This is a genomic window from Shewanella sp. DNRA4 (assembly GCF_012843185.1).
GTDB lineage: Bacteria > Pseudomonadota > Gammaproteobacteria > Enterobacterales > Shewanellaceae > Shewanella > Shewanella xiamenensis.
This window is the reverse complement of the sequence record NZ_JABAIP010000009.1, coordinates 157,588-177,141: the sequence shown is the minus strand read 5'-3', so window position 1 is coordinate 177,141 and position 19,554 is coordinate 157,588. Positions and strand designations below refer to the sequence as shown.

The following is a 19,554-nucleotide window of genomic DNA, read 5'->3' as shown; positions in this document are numbered from 1 at the left end:
CAGGGTAGTTGATAATATTTTATTTTTTGACACTGGGCATCTAATTGCAGATGTTGTGCCAATGTTTCAAACTACCGACAGAGAGATAATTAGATGATCAAATAATGTTGTGGTGGGGCATGAATTTACTCCGGTCATCTTGCAGCAATTGAGTAAACTCGGTCTCATTAATCGCTTTGCTAAAGATATAACCTTGTATTTCTTCACAGTTTAGGGCGCGTAGGATATTTAGCTGTGCTGCTTGTTCAACACCTTCTCCAACCACGGATAGTCCCATATTATGAGCAATGGTGATAATAGAATCGACCATCTTCAAATCACGATCTGACTTATCAATATCATCGACAAAGGCTTTATCGATTTTTAGCGTATGGATAGGGAATCGTTTTAAGTAAGAAAGTGACGAATAGCCAGTACCAAAGTCATCTAATGCTAGATTGACACCCATTTTCGTCAGTTGCTGCATAACGGTAATGGCCATTTCCGGTTGTTTAATCACCGTCCCTTCGGTGATTTCGAGTTCAAGATGTGCTGCTGGCAATTGTGTTAATCGTAAAATAGATTCAATTCGTTGTTGCAGATCGGGTAGTGCAAACTGACGTGACGATAAATTGACGGCGACTCTCCCTTTGAACAGGCCCAGTTCACGCCATTTTTGGGCGGCAAAACAGGCTTTTCTGAGTACAATTTCACCAATTTCAATAATGAGGCCATTTTCTTCTGCAAGAGGAATAAAATCATTCGGTGGAATAAGTCCTAAGATTGGATGATTTAATCTAACTAAGGCTTCCATTCCGGTAACATGACCATGCTTTAGATCAACTTTAGGCTGGTAATACACCTCAAATAAATCATCTTTTAAACCTTCTCTGATAAGATTTTCAATTTCTAACTGCTTAATCGCATGTTGGTTAAGAGATTCTGAGTAGAATTGGTAACAATTACCGCCAGCCGATTTTGCATGGTACATGGCAATATCCGCCTTTCTCAGTAATGCTTGCTCACTCTGCTCATCCTCTGGATAAAGTACAATCCCGATACTTGCACCCAAAACAAGTTGCTCATTACCTATTTCATATACAGCTTTAAAAGCATCTATAATTCGTCCCGCAATTGCGGCGCAGGAACTTATATCAGAGGTTTTATCGAGCACAATGGCAAATTCATCTCCACCTAAACGATAGATGCTCGTGTTTTTCGGTACGGAGGATTTTATTCTGACAGATACCAGTTTAAGTAATTGATCGCCAATTTGATGACCTAATGAGTCATTAATACGCTTAAAATTATCTAAATCGAGTACCATTAATGCATGATTAATTTCTTTATTGACTAAGTTCCCTAATGTGACTTGTAAGTTTGAACGGTTTGGCAGGCCAGTCAGTAAATCATTGTTGGTGAGTTTTCGAAGCTCTTCTTCCTGCTGTTTACGTCTCGATATGTCGGAGAAAACACCTACATAGTGTGATAGTTCGCCTGACTCATCGTAAATCGCGTCTATGGTGAGCTCCATATGGAAATGGCTTTTATCACCACGACTAGCTTCGACTTCACTCGCCCATCGACCTTGCTGCTTCAGCATACTGCGGATCTGATTTGAGAAGGACTCTGGATATAACTCAAAGGTAAGCAAGTTACCAATAAAATCAGTTCGATTTCGCTGTGAAATTCTACAACATGCTTCGTTGACCTCGACAAAACGATACTCGCTGTCGAGAATAAACATGCCTTCTGAAATATTTTCGATGGCTTTTTCGAACAGTTTTAATTGTTCTTCTTTTTGTTTAAATTGACTGATATTTTTAATAGTGCCAGTCATTCGAAGGGCATTATCTTTATCATCCCTTTCTACAATTTTGGCACTATCTAAAATCCAGATCCAACTATCATCTTTACCCTTAACTCTATATGCCGCTTCAAAGTGATCTGTCTCACCATAGAAATGTTTATTCAGTGCTTCTCTGACGCGCTCCTGATCCATGGGATGAATATTACTTTCTTCATCATTATTACCTGAACGGTGGCCATCCCTTGGGAACTCTAATGCACCCCAAATATTCGAGCGGAAAATATTACCCGTTTCTATATCCCAGTCCCACATTTCATCGCCACTTCCCCAGAGAGAAAGCTTTAGGCGCTCCTCACTTAAAGCTATTTGTCGCTGGACTTCTCGTTTGCGCAATATAGATTTTGTTACACCCCATATAATAAAAATAAAAATAATAGCATAAACAGATTTTGCCTGTATTGATAACCACCATGGGGGGGTTATAAGTATGTTGATGCTTTTTATCTTTCCTGGTGTTTTTGTAATAGGACTTATGCCGTAGACATTAAAAATATATTTTCCTGGGGAAAGGTTAGTATAGGTTGCGGAGTTGTTTCCTTTGTCTGCAATCCAGTCATTGGATAATTCATCTAATTGATAGTAATAGTCAATATTTGTACTGGCAGAACGAGGAGAGTTAAACTTTAATGTAAATGGATAATCAGAATACTTTAATTCTATTTCTTGTGATTTTGCTATTGCTTTGGTTAAACGACCATTGCCAACTTTTTGAACCTCATTAAAAACATAAAGTTCGCTTATGACAGTTTCAATATCGTCATTATGTAGATTTTTTTCTATTACACCGATATTAACTTGGCTTAATCCACTTATTCCACCAAAGTAGAAGAAATCGCCTATCGCAACAGCGCTTTGTGTATTGTACTCATCTTGAGCTCCAAAATCCGTGTCAAGGAAGTAAACACTATTGTCAGTTTTTATAATAATCTCTTTTATTGACGATGCTGCAATATCATTCGAAGCATTTACCGATATTGAGTAAACAGGATTTTTAGTCTCTATGCTTAAAGAAATATCTTCAGTTTGATGGTTATAAGTATAGATTGCAGATTTTGTTCCAAAATAAGTGATATTGTTTTTATTCGCGATGCTGTAAACAATTTCATTTGGAAAAATTAACTTTTCTTGTCCATTTTTTATATCTATCAAACCGGCTTGTGTTGCTAATATGTGATGGTCGCTAGCTATAGACTTTATCTCAAAAATAGGCATTTTTTGAGAAAGACGAAGTGTATTGATTGTTTTTTTGCTTTTTATATCCAACTCTTTTAGTTCAAAGTTATTTGTTCCATATACTATCTTGTTGTTTTTAATATTGGAAATAGAGACAATTTCGTCATCTGATAATTTAACTGGTACTTTATCTTTTAGTTCGATATAAAATAAACCGTTTTTACCGCCAAAATAAATTTCATTATCACTAATTGAAACGCTGGTAATATTTTCTGTGTTTGTTCGTATTGTACTTGTTTTTTTACTTAAAGTGTCAATTATACTAATAGTATTTGTATTCGTTGCTATAGCTAAATAACGTTCATTATCATATGAAACATTCCATACACTTTCATTGATGCTATCAATATGTGAAATAGTGTTTTCTTTTATTCCAATGAACTGAATTCCTTGATTAACACTTGCTAGGAAAAGGTAGTTTTCTCCTTGATATAGTAAGTGAGGAGGTTGTAATAATGTTTGTGAAAGAATACCTATTAAATCTGATGTGAGAGAGGATAGATCTAGATGGTATATATTGTTTTTTTGTAAATAGGTAATTTTTTCGTTGTTTATTGCTATGTTGTCAATATGGATGTTTGTTATTTTTTCAAGTGTTTTATTGAACTCATTATATTTGTATATTTCATTTTTTGTAAAGATGTAAGGTGTTTTGTTGATGTTTGCAATGTCAATAACATTGCTAGATAATTTTGTTATTTCGTTGTTATATGATAAAAGTGTTGTGCCATTATGATTTTTTAGTAAATAGCCATTATTTATTTTGATAATCTTCTTTATACTGTCAAATTCATTGTTTGAGATTCTATTAGTTATACTAAGAGTATTTTTATCTATTTCAATTATTTCTTTGTCAGTACCAATGATAATGATGTTTTTTACTTGGGTAAGTGACCACACAGGAATGTTTAAGTTTTTTACTTTTTCAAATTTATCAGTATCTTCATTATAAATATTAAGTCCATTATCTGTTCCAATGAGTAGTCTTTTACCATCAAAAATGATACTTTGAATAAAAGAACTGCTTAATCCTGAACTATCATTTGAATAATATTTTTTAAATTCTTTGCCATCAAATCGATTCAAACCATTTAAAGTGCCAATCCAAACATAGCCATCTTGGTCTTCAGATATTGCTGTGACAGTGCTCTGGGATAAGCCTTCTGCAACGCTAAAGGATTTTGTGTTTAGATTGGTCGGAATTGACGAAGAAGTATGAACCAATTCTTGGCTAATAGCGGGCATACAAAACAAAAAAACATTGATAATAAATAGATACTTTAAGAGTATTTTCGGCATAGTGTTGTTCTTAGTATTGTCCGAGGATGCCATGAAACAATTGTGTTACATCACTTTTCCAGAAATAGAAGCTTTTGTCAAAAGTGAGAATGTAAAAATTCCTTTAAATTGCAGACAGATGGCGTTAGATAGTGTGCAGCATTTGATCTAAGGGGCGGATTGGCCATGTTTTACATTAATTTTTACTACAAAGACCAGAGATACTACTGCACAAATGCATGAATGCAGCGGTTTTGTTTGTTTACAGTAAATGCTGGATTAATGATCTAACAGCTTTTTTTAGGTTAAAAATTGAACTTTTCAGCGTTTTGTTTGAACAGTTTTAGATCGGTAATCATATTGTCAGATTTGAGGGCAGATTGAGATACATGCTCAGAACCGGTACTAAAAAGCACTAAGCGATCACTATGCTTAGTGCGCATTTTTTGCATCATAAACTTGATTAAATCGGGGCGGGTGAGCTTGCTGATTTCAGCCACAACCAGTTCCCGTTGATTGAACTGATAATCTCGATTACCGACACTCACCCAATAACGTTGGCCACGAGTTTTAAGATTGGCATCATGTTCCATTACCTGGTTGATGAGTCCTTGTTTTGTGCTTTCCCATTCTTCATTCGTTATTTGCATAACAGCATAGTTAAAGTCCGCGATAAACTCGTCGATTGCTTCCAGTAAATGCAGTGGACCCGTTGTGGGTGATTGAATATAGAAAATGAGCCCAGGATGGCGATTTAGTGGAAGGTAACCTGTGCCAACCATGTAGCCTAATTGTTTTTCAGTACGCAGTTCATGGAAGAAGGTTGAGGACATCGCGTGATTGAGTAAGCTAAACAGTGCCATTTTTTCTGGCGTTGCCCTTGCTGATTGGTAATAGACGATAATGGCGCTGTCTTGATGATCTATCGCCAGTTCTCTTAAAAGGGTGCCTTGTCCGGTTAAATTAATTAATTCACGGGTGGATTCTGCGCTAGGGCTAGAGACTAGGGACAAGATATGCTCCAGACGTTTGCCGAGTGCCTGCGCCTCTGAGACTAACCAATCGCCGTAAATTAATCCTTCTAGATAAATTTTTTCGTAAAATGCCCTTACATGGTTATGTAGATCATTCAAGGTTATATTTTCAAGTGCTTGGGCCATTCTGGCTGGTTCGTAACTGCGCTTCTGTAATGTTGCTGTCAGGCTGGTGAACAGTTGTGAAATCGGCTTAGCTTGAGCTAAATTTTGCCAACTACGTAACAGCTGAGACTTGATTAAGGCAAACCGTTCTTCGGTAAAATTACGTTCTCTTGCTTTATGGATAAGCAAAGCTAACAGTGTCTCTTGATTACCGGTAAAACCGGATAAATGTAGCGTTATGCCCCCTTGGTGTGGATAGATGTTGTAGCTTAATCCTGCGACTTCAGCTTGATAAGTAGGCTCGGTTAGATAATCGAGTAACATCTCGACATACAAGCGGGTGAGAGCGGCATGTTTGGGGGTTTTACTTGCTTGCTCAGAGTCGAGTGATAAATACATATGCCCTTTAGGGACATTAAATTCATCGTCTTTTTTATGCCAAATACGATATCCCGTGGATTTCGCAACGATAACAGGGACTGCGACTTCGCTTTTATCGGGGCGAGCAATAGAGTCTGCCACGATAAAGGGATTGGCAGCAGGTAACTGGAGTTCTGGACGAATCTGAGTGACTTGCCAACGGGCGAGGGACTCAGGCTTTATCGGCAAAATTTGGTATGGCGTGTGATACCAGTTAGCTTTACGGTCGTTCTTAACGGACTGTGCAATAAGTTGCAACCGCATGTTTTGCGGTGTCATTAGTGCCAATAACTCGAGTGTTTCGGGCACGTCTAAACCATCCATACGATAATCACCAAAGAGCAGATCTTCCACTTCATAGTGGTGCATATTGATGCTTAAGTGGCTGGCCAAATCGAGGGATTTAACGTGTTCTTGATAGCGAAATGCCATTTTTAGCAGATTTGCTCGCTCCAAATAGCGCCAGTCTTCAAGGCCTTGAGTTTTGATTAACTCAATATACTCAAAACAGCTGCAAACAATGTCTTCAATATTGCTCATGCCTTTATCTGTGAGCTGCAGGCCAATGCAATAGTCCTTGAAGTTATAGCCATTGACACCGCCACCTGCCGATAAATTATTCACTAAACCTTGTTCTTTAAGATACGACAACAGGCTGCCTTTACTCTCATTACCGAGAATATGGCTAATGTAGGTGAGAGGTTTACGTTTGTAGTAGTGGTCGATGCCTGGGAAATTAAAGCTGATGCTTAAACGTTTTTGTTCCTTTAATGGAACAATATTGATTTGCTTAAGCAGTTCATTTTGTGAAAACAGCGGAACATCAGGATACTGTTTGACTAAGTTTAAGTTACGGATCTCGCTGAAATATTGTATTGCAAGTGCTTGCAACGCATCTAACGACATAGGTGCAACTAAACACAGTGTCATTAAATTAGCACTGTAGTGAGTTTGATAAAACGCCAATAACTCGCTTCTAACCTGTGCCTGCGTTCCTCCTAAAGTAACTAAGTTTCCCACGGAGAACTTTGAGAATGGATGCTGTTGATTGACGGTTTCTTTTAGCACTTGATAGCTGCGGCGGATATCATCTTTCAGCTTTAAACTAAATTCAGATTCAATGGCTTGGCGTTCTCTATCCACCAATTCCAAGTCAAATTTTGGCGCGATAAAGAATTGGCTAAATCTGTCTAAGGAGTCGGCGAAAACATCAGCATTGATGGTAAAAAAGAAATTGGTATGCTCGGTGCCTGTCCAAGCATTATTGCTGCCACCATGCTGATTGATAAATGAGTGGTATTCGCCTGAGTCGGGGAATTTTTCGGTGCCTAAAAAGAGCATATGCTCTAAAAAATGCGCCATACCGGGTCTATCCACAGGATCATCAAAATGTCCCACTGCGACCGCCATGGAGGCGGCGGCTTGGCTAGCGTCCAAATCTTCCACCAATAATACCCGCAGCGCATTATCTAACACGAGATAACGGTACTGGCGATGATCGTTTGGACTTTTGTAAATAGACTGAGAGGCTTGCAAAGAGACACTCCGATGACGATGGCTTGTTATATATTGATAGTCTTAATGGTTTTTGGCAAATATCTCTTGTGCTTATCGACTAAAGATTAACTCTTGCAAGGTTTGTCGAAATCCATTTTAGGGCTACAATTGGGATAAAACAAAAACAAGTATGGGTAACGAGAGACGTATGCAGCTATTTTTGATGCGACATGGTGATGCTGGATTTAATGCTCAGTCGGATAGGGATAGAACGTTAACCGATGTTGGAAGACACCATACAGTGTTAATGAGCAACTGGTTAGCTCGAAGCGTCAGCGATTTTGATCTTGTTTTGGTTAGTCCTTACTTACGGGCTCAGCAAACTTGGCAAACATTGAGTCAACATTTTCCTGAGCCGCGCAAATGGCTGGTTGCCGATGATCTCGTGCCATCTGGCGATCCTGCCAATGTCGCCGCCTTGATTTTGGCTTATGCCGAGTTATACAAAGCCGATAAAGTGTTGGTGATTTCCCATATGCCGCTGTTAGGTTATTTGGTGAGTGAGCTAGTTGCAGGTGTTGAACCGCCCTTATTTGCGACTTCTGGGATCACATTAATCGATAAACATGCCGAGCAAGCCTCTCTTATGTGGCAGCATGCTCCCCATAGTATTAGTTAATAAATTCAATATAAAACAAAGGGCTCACAGATGTGGGCCCTTTGTTTTAGTATGCTTTTTTTTATAGAGTTGGATAGCTTAACGTCTATGGGGCTGGTCGCCAATATCGATAAGTACTAGCAGCGCCGCATCGCCACCCCATTCTTTGGGCGCTTGGTGAAAGGCTTTCACCATAGGATGTTGCACTAACCACATTGGCACTTGTTGTTTAAGTATGCCCGTGCCATAACCGTGCATCACACAACAACATTGGCTTTGCTGTTTTACACAGGCTTGGATCAGCGCTGCTAATTCGAGTTTGGCTTCCGACTGGCGATAACCGTGTAAGTCCAGCAGTAAATCCGGCTGATAATCGCCACGTCTTAAGCGTTTAAGCTCCAGACTATCGACACCCTCGTCGAGCCAACGCATTGGCCCCTGAACGGGCAGTAAAGGTTGATAAGTATCTGAGAAATAACTATTAGCATGCAACTGCTGCTCTTTTAGTTCAATTTCTTGTTTGGTTTTTAGGGGCGCGCGAAAATGCCGCTTATCTTGGGTGATAGGTTTTATCCCCTCGATTAGCGCCGAAAACATCGCCATGCCTTCTTTGTCATCGTCTTTATTCATGGCGGGTATTCTATTGAATCCTATGGTTTCTGAATAGAGTTCAGTTACAATGTTTGTGAACATACAAGCGGGAGAGCGTTTTGGATAAGATCTTTGTAGATGAAGCTGTGACAGAGTTACGCACCATTGGTGATATGTTGCGTTGGGCGGTGAGCCGCTTTAATGATGCTAATGTGTACTATGGCCACGGGACGGATAACGCGTGGGATGAGGCGATTGCCTTAGTGTTCCATGCGCTGCACTTGCCTGAAGAAATCGGCCAACAGGTGATTTTAAGTAACTTAACCAGCAGCGAAAAACACAAAATCGTTGAGCTGATCATTCGCCGCGTACGTGAGCGTTTGCCTGTGCCTTATTTAACCAATAAAGCGCGCTTTGCAGGGCTTGAATTCTATGTGGATGAGCGCGTATTGGTACCTCGTTCACCTATCGCCGAGATGATCGCCAATCGCTTTAGTCCTTGGTTATACGGCAAGCCAGTTAATCGCATTTTAGATTTATGTACCGGCAGTGGTTGTATCGCGATTGCCTGTGCCTACGAATTTGATGAAGCTGAGGTCGATGCGCTCGATATCAGTGATGATGCCCTCGATGTGGCGCAAATCAACGTTGAAACCTTAGGGGTGATGGACAGAGTGTTCCCGATGCAATCGGATCTGTTTTCAGCCATTCCTGAAGGTCCACAATATGATTTAATTGTCTCTAATCCGCCCTATGTGGATGAAGAAGATATCGGCGATATGCCAGATGAATACCACCATGAGCCTGCGATTGGTTTAGCCTCGGGTCGTGACGGCCTCGACTTAACCAAACGCATTTTAGCGAATGCGGCTCAATACCTGACACCAACGGGCATTTTAGTGGTTGAGGTGGGTAACTCTATGGTGCATCTGATGGAGCAATTCCCTGAAGTACCTTTCACTTGGGTTAACTTTGAACACGGCGGCGACGGTGTGTTTGTGCTAACTCGTGATCAATTGATCGAACATCAATCGCTTTTTGCCATTTATCGCGACGCGGAATAATCACAATAAGCACATAAATTAGGTTGAGTCTTTTCCCGCTGCCAGTTAGGCTTGCAGCGGGAAAAAGAATTGTCCAGCCATTGCTGGGCGCGGAGCGAGAAGCAAATCATTTAAGGTGTAAAAAGCGGATGTCTGGAAACAGTATTGGTCAAAATTTTGTGGTGACTACCTTTGGTGAAAGTCACGGTGTGGCGCTCGGTTGTATTATTGATGGTTGCCCACCAGGGCTCGAACTCACCGAAGCCGATATGCAGCATGATTTAGACCGCCGTCGTCCTGGCACATCCCGTTATACCACCGCGCGTCGTGAGCCTGATGAAGTACGGATCTTATCCGGTGTGTTTGAGGGCAAAACCACGGGCACCTCCATTGGGCTTTTGATCGAAAACACCGATCAGCGCAGCCAAGATTATTCCAATATCAAAGATTTATTCCGTCCAGGACATGCCGATTACACCTATCAGCAAAAGTATGGCCTGCGTGATTACCGTGGTGGCGGCCGTTCATCGGCACGCGAAACCGCTATGCGGGTTGCTGCAGGCGCTGTGGCGAAAAAGTATTTAAAGCAAGTGCATGGGATTAATATCCAAGGCTATATGTCGCAACTTGGACCGATTAGTGCCGAGACCCTCGATTTTAGTCAAATCGAGCAAAATGCCTTTTTCTTCCCCGATGCGAGTAAGCTCGAGGCGCTGGATGAGTATATGCGCGAGCTGAAAAAATCCGGTGATTCCATTGGTGCAAAAATTTCGGTGGTGGCGACTAATGTGCCTGTTGGACTGGGTGAGCCTGTGTTCGATAGGCTCGATGCCGACATCGCCCATGCCTTAATGGGCATAAACGCGGTAAAAGGCGTGGAAATCGGTGATGGTTTTGGGGTTGTGACGCAAAAGGGCTCAGAAGGGCGCGATTTAATGTCGCCGCAGGGTTTTGAATCTAATCATGCGGGCGGCATCCTCGGCGGCATCTCATCGGGTCAACCGATTATTGCTCATATCGCATTAAAACCGACCTCGAGTATCAGTGTGCCGGGTCAAAGCATGACGGCCCAAGGTGAAATGGCAGAAGTGGTGACTAAAGGTCGTCACGATCCCTGTGTCGGGATCCGCGCGGTACCGATCGCCGAAGCTATGCTGGCGATTGTGTTGATGGATCATCTGTTAAGACACAGAGCTCAAAATCAGGATGTTCGCAGTCATACACCGATTCTCGGCATGAGATAGGCGCGATGAATGAGACAGTCTGCATGGAATAATGATGCATAGCGGCTGTGTAATAAATGGAATGCGTTAATGTTTACAATCTCTAGCACAAGCCAGCAATTACGCTGGTTATGTGCTTGCTATTTTTTCTTCTTTTCAATTCTCGGCACTATGATCCCCTACCTTGGGGTCTTCTTTGAAAACCGGGGATTTAACCCTCAAGAAATCGGTTTTTTACTCGCGATTTTAATGGCGACGCGTATCGTGGCCCCCAATGTGTGGGCGAAGGTGGCCGATCGTACTGGCATGCGTTCCGAATTAATTAAGATGGGCGCGGGCGCTGCGATGTTGGCGTATTTAAGCTTTTTCTATCACGGTGGTTTTGTGTATATGGCGCTGAGTCTTGCGTTGTATACCTTTTTCTGGAACGCGATTTTGGCGCAGCTTGAGGTGATCACCCTCGAAACCTTAGGTGAAAATGCCAGCCGCTATGGACAAATCCGCAGCTTTGGCAGCATTGGCTATATCTGCTTAGTGGTCGGTGCCGGTTTTGCCATCGGTCAATGGGGCACCGAGGTGTTGCCCTATATTGGTTTAGTTTTGTTTACGGGGATGCTGGTGTGTGCCTTGCCATTGCCTGCCAATCGGGCTATGCGCCCACAAGGACAAGAGCGCCAGCCACTTAAATGGACTAAACCCATTCTGTGGTTCATGGTGTCGGCGATGTTATTACAGATGAGCGCAGGGCCTTTTTACGGTTTCTTTGTGCTCTATCTTAAGCAGGCGGGTTATACCGAAGCGGCCGCGGGGATTTTTGTCGCCCTCGGTGCAATGGCCGAAATCGTGATGTTTATGTTTGCGCCTCGCTTGCTTGGACGTTATGGCGTCAATACCTTGCTTGTCGTCAGTATTGCCATGACCGCCGTGCGCTGGTTGTTGGTCGCCTTTGGCGTAGAGAGCATGTTATTGCTGGGCTTAAGCCAAGTGCTGCATGCGTTCACCTTCGGCTTGACCCATGCGGCCTCGATTCAATTTGTGCATCGAAATTTTGATGCCAGTCATCGCAGCCAAGGGCAAGCCCTGTATGCCAGCTTAAGCTTTGGGGTTGGCGGCGCACTCGGCACTTGGATTTGCGGTTATATCTGGGGTGATGGTAGCGGCGCTGTATGGTCTTGGGTATTTGCGGCGGCCTGTGCCTTTGCGGCCATGTTAGCGGTATTTTTGATCCCTAAGGATAGGGCGCAAGCGGTTGCTGCATAAGCTTATATTGATTGTGAAAGTAACTCATTGTAAAAACTAGAATAATTAACAAGAGAGGTTAAGGTGATCCGGTTTCGTTTAGGCTTAGTCATCAATCCACTGGCGGGTTTAGGTGGCAGTGTGGGTCTTAAGGGCAGCGATGGCGTGGCAGAAGAAGCCCTTGCCTTAGGCGCCGAGCCCAAGGCGATAAAGCGTATGATGCAAGCCTTAGAAGTGATTGCCCCTTTTGCCAAAGATATCGAAATCATTACCGCCTCAGGTGTGATGGGGGAGGATGCCGCCAACGCCTTAGGTTTTAACACCCGTGTGGTGTATCAAACTCCGGATAAAACCCAAGCCGTCGACACGCAAGCCGTAGTGCGTACCTTGCTTGATGAACCGTTAGATTTATTACTGTTTGCGGGGGGCGATGGCACGGCGCGTGATGTGTATAGCGTGTTTGAACAAGCCGTTATCGACGATAAATTACCCGTGCTTGGTGTTCCTGCTGGAGTAAAAATCCATTCAGGTGTTTACGGCATCACGCCCCATGCTGCGGGTATGGTGGTCAAAATGTTGCTTGAGGGTGAGTTAGTCAGCCTGATGAGTGCCGATGTGATGGATATCGATGAAGTAGCTTTTCGCCAAGGCACGGTGCGCGCCAAACGGTTTGGTGAGCTATTAGTGCCCGCTGAACCCCGTTATGTGCAAGCGGTGAAGATGGGCGGAAAAGAGGTCGATGAGCTCGTGCTTGCCGATATTGCCGCCGATGTTATCCAGCAAATGGAAGACGAGCTGTACATTATGGGCTCGGGCAGCACGGTCGCCTTTGTAATGGAAGAGCTTGGGCTCGATAACACCCTGTTGGGGGTTGATCTTATTCAAGATAAAGCCTTGGCGGCGAGTGATTTAACCGCCAAGCAGTTGCTCGACTTTACTCAAGATAAGCCCGCAAAACTGGTTATTACCTTGATTGGCGGGCAGGGGCATATTCTCGGTCGTGGCAATCAACAGTTGTCGCCAGAGCTTATCCGCCGCCTCGGTAAGGACAATATTATTATCCTCGCCACAAAAACTAAGCTAAAAGCACTTGAAGGACGCCCCTTAATTGTGGATAGTGGCGACCCTCAATTAGATCGTGAGCTTTGTGGCTATTACAAAGTGACGACGGGTTACCATGATTATGTGATGTATCAGGTGGCCAACCCCGACTAATCAGATTTATTCTCCTCGGAGATTGCAAGCACCGAGGGGCCAGCGGCCATTTGGGCGAAATACGTTATTGGAGAGTTTGACCCGATGTTAGAGCAGTATGAAGAAGCACTAGAACAGTGGATTGAGTCTGTCGTAAGCCATGGTGATGACGACGCCTTATTTGCCTGCGGTTATCTGCAAGGCCATGTGGCGGTGGTGTTATCGCAACTCGAAGACGAAGGCGAGAGCACTTTAGAAGCCTTACTTGAAAAAATGACCGACTGTTTAGCCCTCGCGCGCCAAGAATTAAATGATGCCGATTTTGCATTAGTGGAAGCGGCTTGGACACAATTACATGGCAAGATTGTTAGTCATTTAGCGGCCTAATTAATGAGTATATCCACGACGACTTCGGTTGATGCCATGGCTGAATCTGAGGGGCAGCAAGCGGTTTATATCGGTCTAGTCAATCCGAAAACCCCGACGAACGTAGGCGGCATTATGCGCGCTTCGGGTTGTTATGGTGTCGATGCCGTGTTCTACACGGGTAAACGCTATGAATATGCCGCCCGTGGGCCGCAGCAATATAACGCCGATACGCAGAGCGCCGCCGAGCGGATTCCATTGACTGGAGTGGCCTCCTTACTCGATGCGCTCCCCTCTGACACTAAGCTGGTGTGCGTGGATTTAGTCCTAGGGGCGACACCCTTACCTGAGTTTGTGCATCCCGAGAAAGCCTTTTATGTGTTTGGCCCTGAGGATGGCACCATTGGCCAAGAGATTATCGATAGGGCGGATGCCGTGGTGTATGTGCCGACGGTAGGCTGCATGAATCTGGCTGCGTCGGTCAATGTGCTGCTGTACGATAGATTAGCGAAAGCCCATCGTGAGCAAGTATCAGCTCAAACCGAGTTCGATGGTGATGCCTTGATCCGTCAAAGTCGCGACAATAATAATCGCACTCGTGTTAAAACCACTAAGCGTGAGTCTTCGAAGTAGTCTTTACAATCAGCATCTGTTCCAAAAAGGATTAAGCAATGGCTTAATCCTTTTTTGTTTTTGCACTTTTATCTTGAGAAAATACCAGCATTGGAGTGCTTAGTTTTCTCTTAGCGATAACGCTTAATTGCTGCAACTCTGCTTCTTTATTCAACAACTAATCAGAAACACTAAAACCACTGTGCTCACTTTCACTAAAGTGCTTTGCCTTTGAGCAATTTGCGTAGCCACATTCGATTCGGGCTGAGTTTATGGAGTGTAGGCCAATCGAGTGGAAGCGGCTCACCGGTTAATTGTGCCGCTAAGCATTCGGCCGCCAACGGCCCTGAACTTAGCCCCCGCGACCCTAAACCACCTAGGATATAAAGGCCATTGAGGATGGGAGCTGGGGTTGTTTGCCAATAATGCTTGCTTTGTTCGGCCTGCTGCTGATTGAGTTGATGCTGTTCATAGCGCGCCAATATTTCAGCCACATCGGGCGCGCAGCCCATCATCGGGAAATGATCCCGCGTTACCATGCGCACGCCAACTCGGGCGCTATTGCCCCTGATGTCGATATCGTCAACCCAGGCTTGATTGGGGTAGCTTTCTTGCATTTTGCCTAGGTTTTCCCGTTGCTCCTGCGGGCAAAAATCGAGGTGAGCTGCCGCTTTTACATAACTGGCGCCAAGACAATGCAAGCCTTGATGACTCGGCGTGAGGTAACCATTCGCGCATAACACGGTCGCCAATTGGCTCAGTTTAAATTGGGCGGGGACGTGGCTCACTTGGCCGCGAAACGGACTTATCTGCAAACGTTCACTGGCCGAAAACTGTGTCAGCTGCGCGCCATTGGCGAGCACGAGTTGGCTGTATGGTCCAAAACGTTGGCCTTGAGTGTGGAGATACCAAGCATTTGTATCACACTTGATTTCGGTGATGTCGGTATTGAAATGGCACTGCACATGGGCAAGTTGCGAGGCCTTATCCACCGCGGCCTTGGCGTATTCAAATGGGCATACCCAGCCACCGAGTGGATAAAAAAATCCAGCCTTATCAATACCTATTTGAGCGATTTCGTTGGCTTCATTCGCATCAACAGCGTAGGCGATTTCCGCTGGCCAGTCTTGGCTTTGGATGATTTTATCGAGCCGTTGTTGGCTGCGCTCATCATGACCCGTTTGCAGCACACCACAAAAATCATGGGAAATTGGTGTCACGCCAGATGTTCCGTTCGTGCCCATCGTTGATGCAAGACTCAGCGCCTCAATACGGCGGCGACTGAACAAAAAGGCCTGTTGGAAAAAACGGCTAAGTTCATCATTTTCTGGCGTGAGTAGGGGATAGATGGCCCCTTGGCGATTACCAGACGCGCCTTGGCCTAACTCATTATCCTTACAAAACAATATGCTACTTTGGCCTCGTTCGGCGAGTGATAGCATCAGATGTGCTGACGCGAGTCCGCCGCCTATGATGGCAATTGGCTGCTCTTTAGTGGCGAGTGCCGAAGGTTTTGGGGTAAATGCCTGAACGGTATCGGCTTGTTGACGCAGCAATTTACGCTCATGGATCAGAATATTGTCGCTGATAATCTGGCTTCGCAGTGAGTCGCAGGTATTTTCATTGAGAGCGTCTTGGCTGACGTCAAGCGTGCTAAAGCCGCAACTGTGGGCAAGGTGTTGCGCTGTTTCACTAAGATTAAGCCCAATCAGTAGGGCATCATCCGCACTCAAGCGCGCCATTTGCCAGAGCTGCTTACCATTTAGCTGCGCAGGTAAATGCGGTAAAACCAGCCATTGCTGAATGGGATGAGAAGTACTGTGGGGGAGTTGGCTAAGTGCTGTGTTCAGATCGCCAAAATGCAAATCGACTGTGATTAGGCCGTCATCAAAAATTAATCTCTGGCACCCTATAATGCGCGCAGGCTTTGCCTTAAGTATGGCATTGGCAATGGGTTGTAAATGAGGCTTGGAAATTAAACTTTGCGATTGATCCCAAAGTAATTTAAGTTCGTAATCGTTAATGGGATTGGGCTCAAACACTTTGACTAACAGACGCGTTTTGCCTTGAGATTGAGTATGCGTTTGCCAGTGATGCAGTAAAGAGAGTAGCTCGAGTCCATCGCCTAATCCCCATTGCCCCATGACGTGCAAGCCCTGAATGAGCTGAGTTGATTGCGTCGGTAAGCGAGAGAGTTGAAGGAGAGTAAAATTGTCCAGAGACTGTGCAGTAGTCAATGCGCATTGGGGATAAAGGTTGATTAGTTGCGGGTAATCACGCTTAAATTGGTAAGATTTTTGGGGCTTAGCAGTCAAAGAAATATACTCTCGGTCTCATATTAGGCATTATTTTACCCGCCTTTATGGAAAGCTGACCACTTAATTGAAGCAAAACAGATACTATTGGCTCAGCAAAAAGTAGGTACTGACATGTACACAATGGATAGCAATAAAATGAAAAGAGTCGTGATCACCGGAATGGGTGTTGTTTCAAGTATCGGTAATAACAAGCAAGAAGTGACTGAGTCACTTAAAGCGGGCCGTAGTGGTATTACACATTCCGCTCAGTTTGAAGAAATGCAACTACGTAGTCATGTATGGGGCAATATCAAATTAGATCCTTCTGAGCTGATTGACCGCAAAGCGCTGCGTTTTATGGGCGATGCCGCGGCATATGCTTACATTGCAATGCAAGAAGCCATTAAGGATGCTCAGTTAACTGAAGAGCAATATTCAGATCCTCGCGTAGGGTTAATTGTGGGTACAGGCGGCGCTTCGTCTTCTAACCAAGTGCAAGCGGCTGATATTCTACGCGAAAAAGGCGTAAAACGCGTGGGTCCTTATATCGTGCCACGCATTATGTCGAGCACGGCCAGCGCTTGTTTAGCGACACCCTTCAAAATCAAAGGTATGAACTACTCAATCAGTTCAGCCTGTGCGACCAGTGCTCACTGTATCGGTCACGCCGTTGAACTTATCCAAATGGGTAAGCAAGATATGGTGTTTGCGGGCGGTTCGGAAGAAGTGGATTGGACTCTGACCATGGGCTTTGATGCGATGGGCGCGCTATCGACTAAATACAATGCCACTCCAGAAAAAGCCTCTCGCACCTATGATGCTGACCGTGATGGTTTCGTTATCTCTGGTGGTGGCGGTATCTTAATTGTTGAAGAGTTAGAGCACGCTCTGGCTCGTGGCGCGAAGATTTACGCTGAAGTGATTGGTTATGGTGCATCATCAGACGGTTACGATATGGTGGCTCCGTCTGGCGAAGGTGCGGTGCGTTGTATGCAAATGGCACTGGCCGATGTGGACACACCAATTGACTATATCAACACCCACGGTACATCTACTCCAGTAGGTGACGTGCGTGAATTAGAAGCCCTGCGTGAAGTCTTTAAAGACAAGTGTCCACCAATTGCATCTACTAAGTCTATGACTGGCCATGCATTAGGCGCCGCAGGTGTACATGAAGCGATTTACAGCTTGATCATGATGGAAAACAGCTTTATTGCCCCAAGCATCAACATCGATAACTTGGATGAAGCTGCGAAGGACATGCCAATCGTGCGTGAATACCGCGATGCAGAGCTAAACACTGTCATGAGCAACAGCTTTGGTTTTGGTGGCACTAACGCAACGTTAGTGATGCGCAAATATAAATAAGTCATTATTTTTGTTAAAAAAGGAAGCTTCGGCTTCCTTTTTTATTGGCTAAATTGAGTAATACCAATCACATTAAATATCTAATCAGTTCAGAGCCTCACAGGCATTTCAATCCAAGGCGCATTGATGCAGAAATGGTTATTCCCTTTTAAGTCAATGTAACGCGGGAGTGGGATGCCAGTGTGGCTCCCGAAGGGCGGGTTTCTACGCGCTTTATACTGCGTTTAAGGCTTTCGACAGAGCACCACTATGCCTTCAAGCCTTCGCCTTGTCTAAAGCGCGTTGAATTCCCGCTGAATGAACAGATATTTAATACGATTGGTATAATTCGACTCAGGGATTGGGTTTATGATCAGAGTCTTGCTAGAATCCTTGGCTACTCACTCTCTAGCCCATTTTTATCAGAAAGGTCCCCATGAAGATTGTTGTCGATGAAAATATGCCCTATGTCGAACCCTTATTTGGGGCGTTAGGCGAGATAATCCCAGTCAATGGCCGCACGCTAACGCCTGAGCAGGTGCAAGATGCCGATGTGCTGCTGGTGCGCTCTGTCACCCGAGTCAATGCCGCACTGTTAGATGCCAATCCAAAACTTAAGTTTGTCGGCAGTGCAACTATAGGGACTGATCATGTGGATCTGGCCTATCTTGCTGGGCGTGGCATTCCCTTTTCGAATGCACCCGGCTGTAATGCGACCGCTGTCGGGGAGTTTGCCTTTATTGCGATGTTAGAACTGGCGGCGCGGTTTAATTCGCCGCTCAAGGGTAAAGTTGTGGGGATTGTCGGTGCGGGCAATACTGGTAGCGCAACGGCCAAATGCCTCGAAGCCTACGGTATTAAGGTATTGCTCAATGACCCCATCAAAGCGGCCGAAGGCGATCCCCGTCATTTTGTGAGCCTTGAAACCCTATTACATGAAGCGGATATCATCAGCCTACATGTGCCCATCACTCGCACTGGCGAGCATAAGACACTGCATTTATTCGATGAATCGCGCCTAATGAGTCTTAAACCTAATACGTGGTTGGTGAACTGTTGCCGCGGTGATGTAATTGATAATCAAGCCTTAATTAAGGTTAAGCAGCAAAGGGATGATCTTAAATTGGTGCTCGATGTATGGGAAGGGGAACCGAATCCCATGCCGGAGCTGGTGCCTTTTGCTGAGTTTGCGACTCCGCATATCGCCGGTTACAGCTTAGAAGGTAAGGCTCGTGGCACTTTTATGCTGTACCAAAAGTTGTGTGAGTTGTTAGCCATTCCGGCCACCAAACGCTTTTTCGAGCTATTGCCTCCATTTCATTTTAAGGCGGTTGAACTCGAACAAGTCCCCGATGAAAAAGCCCTATTACAGCTCGCAAGATTCGTCTACGACCTGCGTGATGACGATGCCGTATTCCGAAATGGCTTTGCAAGGTCGAATGGCTTCGACACTATGAGAAAAAATCACAAACATCGACGCGAATTTAGTGCATTGGCGCTGGCTTATCACGGTCAATCTGAGGTAGATTGGTTGTCCAATTTAGGTTTTTCAGGAGTCGGTCGGTAAT

The 19,554-nt window shown here is 44.5% G+C and carries 14 protein-coding genes; 10 read left to right on the top strand and 4 right to left on the bottom strand.

The features are described from left to right. Positions 1 to 97: 97 nt before the first annotated feature. Positions 98 to 4,381: an EAL domain-containing protein gene (locus tag HG547_RS11635; RefSeq protein WP_169547913.1), complete on the bottom strand. Its 4,284-nt coding sequence runs from the start codon at positions 4,379 to 4,381 to the stop codon at positions 98 to 100. A 284-nt stretch (positions 4,382 to 4,665) separates the two neighbouring features. Next, positions 4,666 to 7,455 carry an insulinase family protein gene (locus HG547_RS11630; protein ID WP_169547912.1) on the bottom strand — a complete coding sequence of 930 codons (2,790 nt, stop codon included), beginning with the start codon at positions 7,453 to 7,455 and terminating at the stop codon, positions 4,666 to 4,668. A 169-nt stretch (positions 7,456 to 7,624) separates the two neighbouring features. Between HG547_RS11630 and sixA the strand changes: the two genes are divergently transcribed. After that, on the top strand, positions 7,625 to 8,095 hold the full coding sequence (gene sixA / locus HG547_RS11625) for a phosphohistidine phosphatase SixA (RefSeq protein WP_169547911.1): 471 nt from the start codon (positions 7,625 to 7,627) through the stop codon (positions 8,093 to 8,095). A gap of 78 nt (positions 8,096 to 8,173) precedes the next feature. Here sixA and smrB read toward each other — a convergent pair whose 3' ends face one another. Further along, the gene (gene smrB / locus HG547_RS11620) at positions 8,174 to 8,704 is read right to left on the bottom strand and encodes an endonuclease SmrB (RefSeq protein WP_041416788.1); all 531 of its coding nucleotides are present in this window, start codon (positions 8,702 to 8,704) and stop codon (positions 8,174 to 8,176) included. Positions 8,705 to 8,784: 80 nt separating this feature from the next. Here smrB and prmB point away from each other — a divergent pair, with 80 nt between their 5' ends. The 6 genes from prmB (at position 8,785) to HG547_RS11590 (ending at position 14,363) form a co-directional block, all read left to right on the top strand. Continuing rightward, a complete protein-coding gene (prmB, locus tag HG547_RS11615) occupies positions 8,785 to 9,729 on the top strand; it encodes a 50S ribosomal protein L3 N(5)-glutamine methyltransferase (RefSeq protein WP_169547910.1) in 945 nt (314 codons plus the stop codon). A 128-nt stretch (positions 9,730 to 9,857) separates the two neighbouring features. Continuing rightward, a complete protein-coding gene (gene aroC / locus HG547_RS11610; protein WP_169547909.1) occupies positions 9,858 to 10,952 on the top strand; it encodes a chorismate synthase in 1,095 nt (364 codons plus the stop codon). 69 nt (positions 10,953 to 11,021) lie between these two features. Beyond that, positions 11,022 to 12,191, top strand: a complete 1,170-nt coding sequence (locus tag HG547_RS11605) for an MFS transporter (RefSeq protein WP_169547908.1) — start codon at positions 11,022 to 11,024, stop codon at positions 12,189 to 12,191. 63 nt (positions 12,192 to 12,254) lie between these two features. Then, positions 12,255 to 13,385 (top strand): ATP-NAD kinase family protein, encoded by a 1,131-nt coding sequence (locus HG547_RS11600; protein WP_169547907.1) that lies wholly within the window; start codon positions 12,255 to 12,257, stop codon positions 13,383 to 13,385. An 84-nt stretch (positions 13,386 to 13,469) separates the two neighbouring features. Continuing rightward, positions 13,470 to 13,751 (top strand): YfcL family protein, encoded by a 282-nt coding sequence (locus HG547_RS11595; protein ID WP_011622202.1) that lies wholly within the window; start codon positions 13,470 to 13,472, stop codon positions 13,749 to 13,751. A gap of 3 nt (positions 13,752 to 13,754) precedes the next feature. Continuing rightward, a complete protein-coding gene (locus tag HG547_RS11590; RefSeq protein ID WP_169547906.1) occupies positions 13,755 to 14,363 on the top strand; it encodes an RNA methyltransferase in 609 nt (202 codons plus the stop codon). Between the two features lie 194 nt (positions 14,364 to 14,557). On the opposite strand, the gene mnmC is transcribed toward HG547_RS11590, so the two are convergent. After that, positions 14,558 to 16,657, bottom strand: coding sequence for an FAD-dependent 5-carboxymethylaminomethyl-2-thiouridine(34) oxidoreductase MnmC (gene mnmC, locus HG547_RS11585; RefSeq protein WP_169547905.1), 2,100 nt, complete (start codon positions 16,655 to 16,657; stop codon positions 14,558 to 14,560). A 138-nt stretch (positions 16,658 to 16,795) separates the two neighbouring features. Here mnmC and fabB point away from each other — a divergent pair, with 138 nt between their 5' ends. The 3 genes from fabB to HG547_RS11575 all read left to right on the top strand — a co-directional run bounded on the left by fabB (position 16,796) and on the right by HG547_RS11575 (position 19,553). Further along, positions 16,796 to 18,007 carry a beta-ketoacyl-ACP synthase I gene (fabB, locus tag HG547_RS11580; protein ID WP_037420122.1) on the top strand — a complete coding sequence of 404 codons (1,212 nt, stop codon included), beginning with the start codon at positions 16,796 to 16,798 and terminating at the stop codon, positions 18,005 to 18,007. 182 nt (positions 18,008 to 18,189) lie between these two features. Next, complete coding sequence (locus HG547_RS20840) at positions 18,190 to 18,426, top strand: hypothetical protein (RefSeq protein ID WP_342194053.1); 237 nt, start codon at positions 18,190 to 18,192, stop codon at positions 18,424 to 18,426. Then, positions 18,423 to 19,553 carry a 4-phosphoerythronate dehydrogenase gene (locus tag HG547_RS11575; RefSeq protein ID WP_169547904.1) on the top strand — a complete coding sequence of 377 codons (1,131 nt, stop codon included), beginning with the start codon at positions 18,423 to 18,425 and terminating at the stop codon, positions 19,551 to 19,553. The genes HG547_RS20840 and HG547_RS11575 overlap by 4 nt, the downstream gene beginning before the upstream one ends. Position 19,554 lies beyond the last annotated feature (1 nt).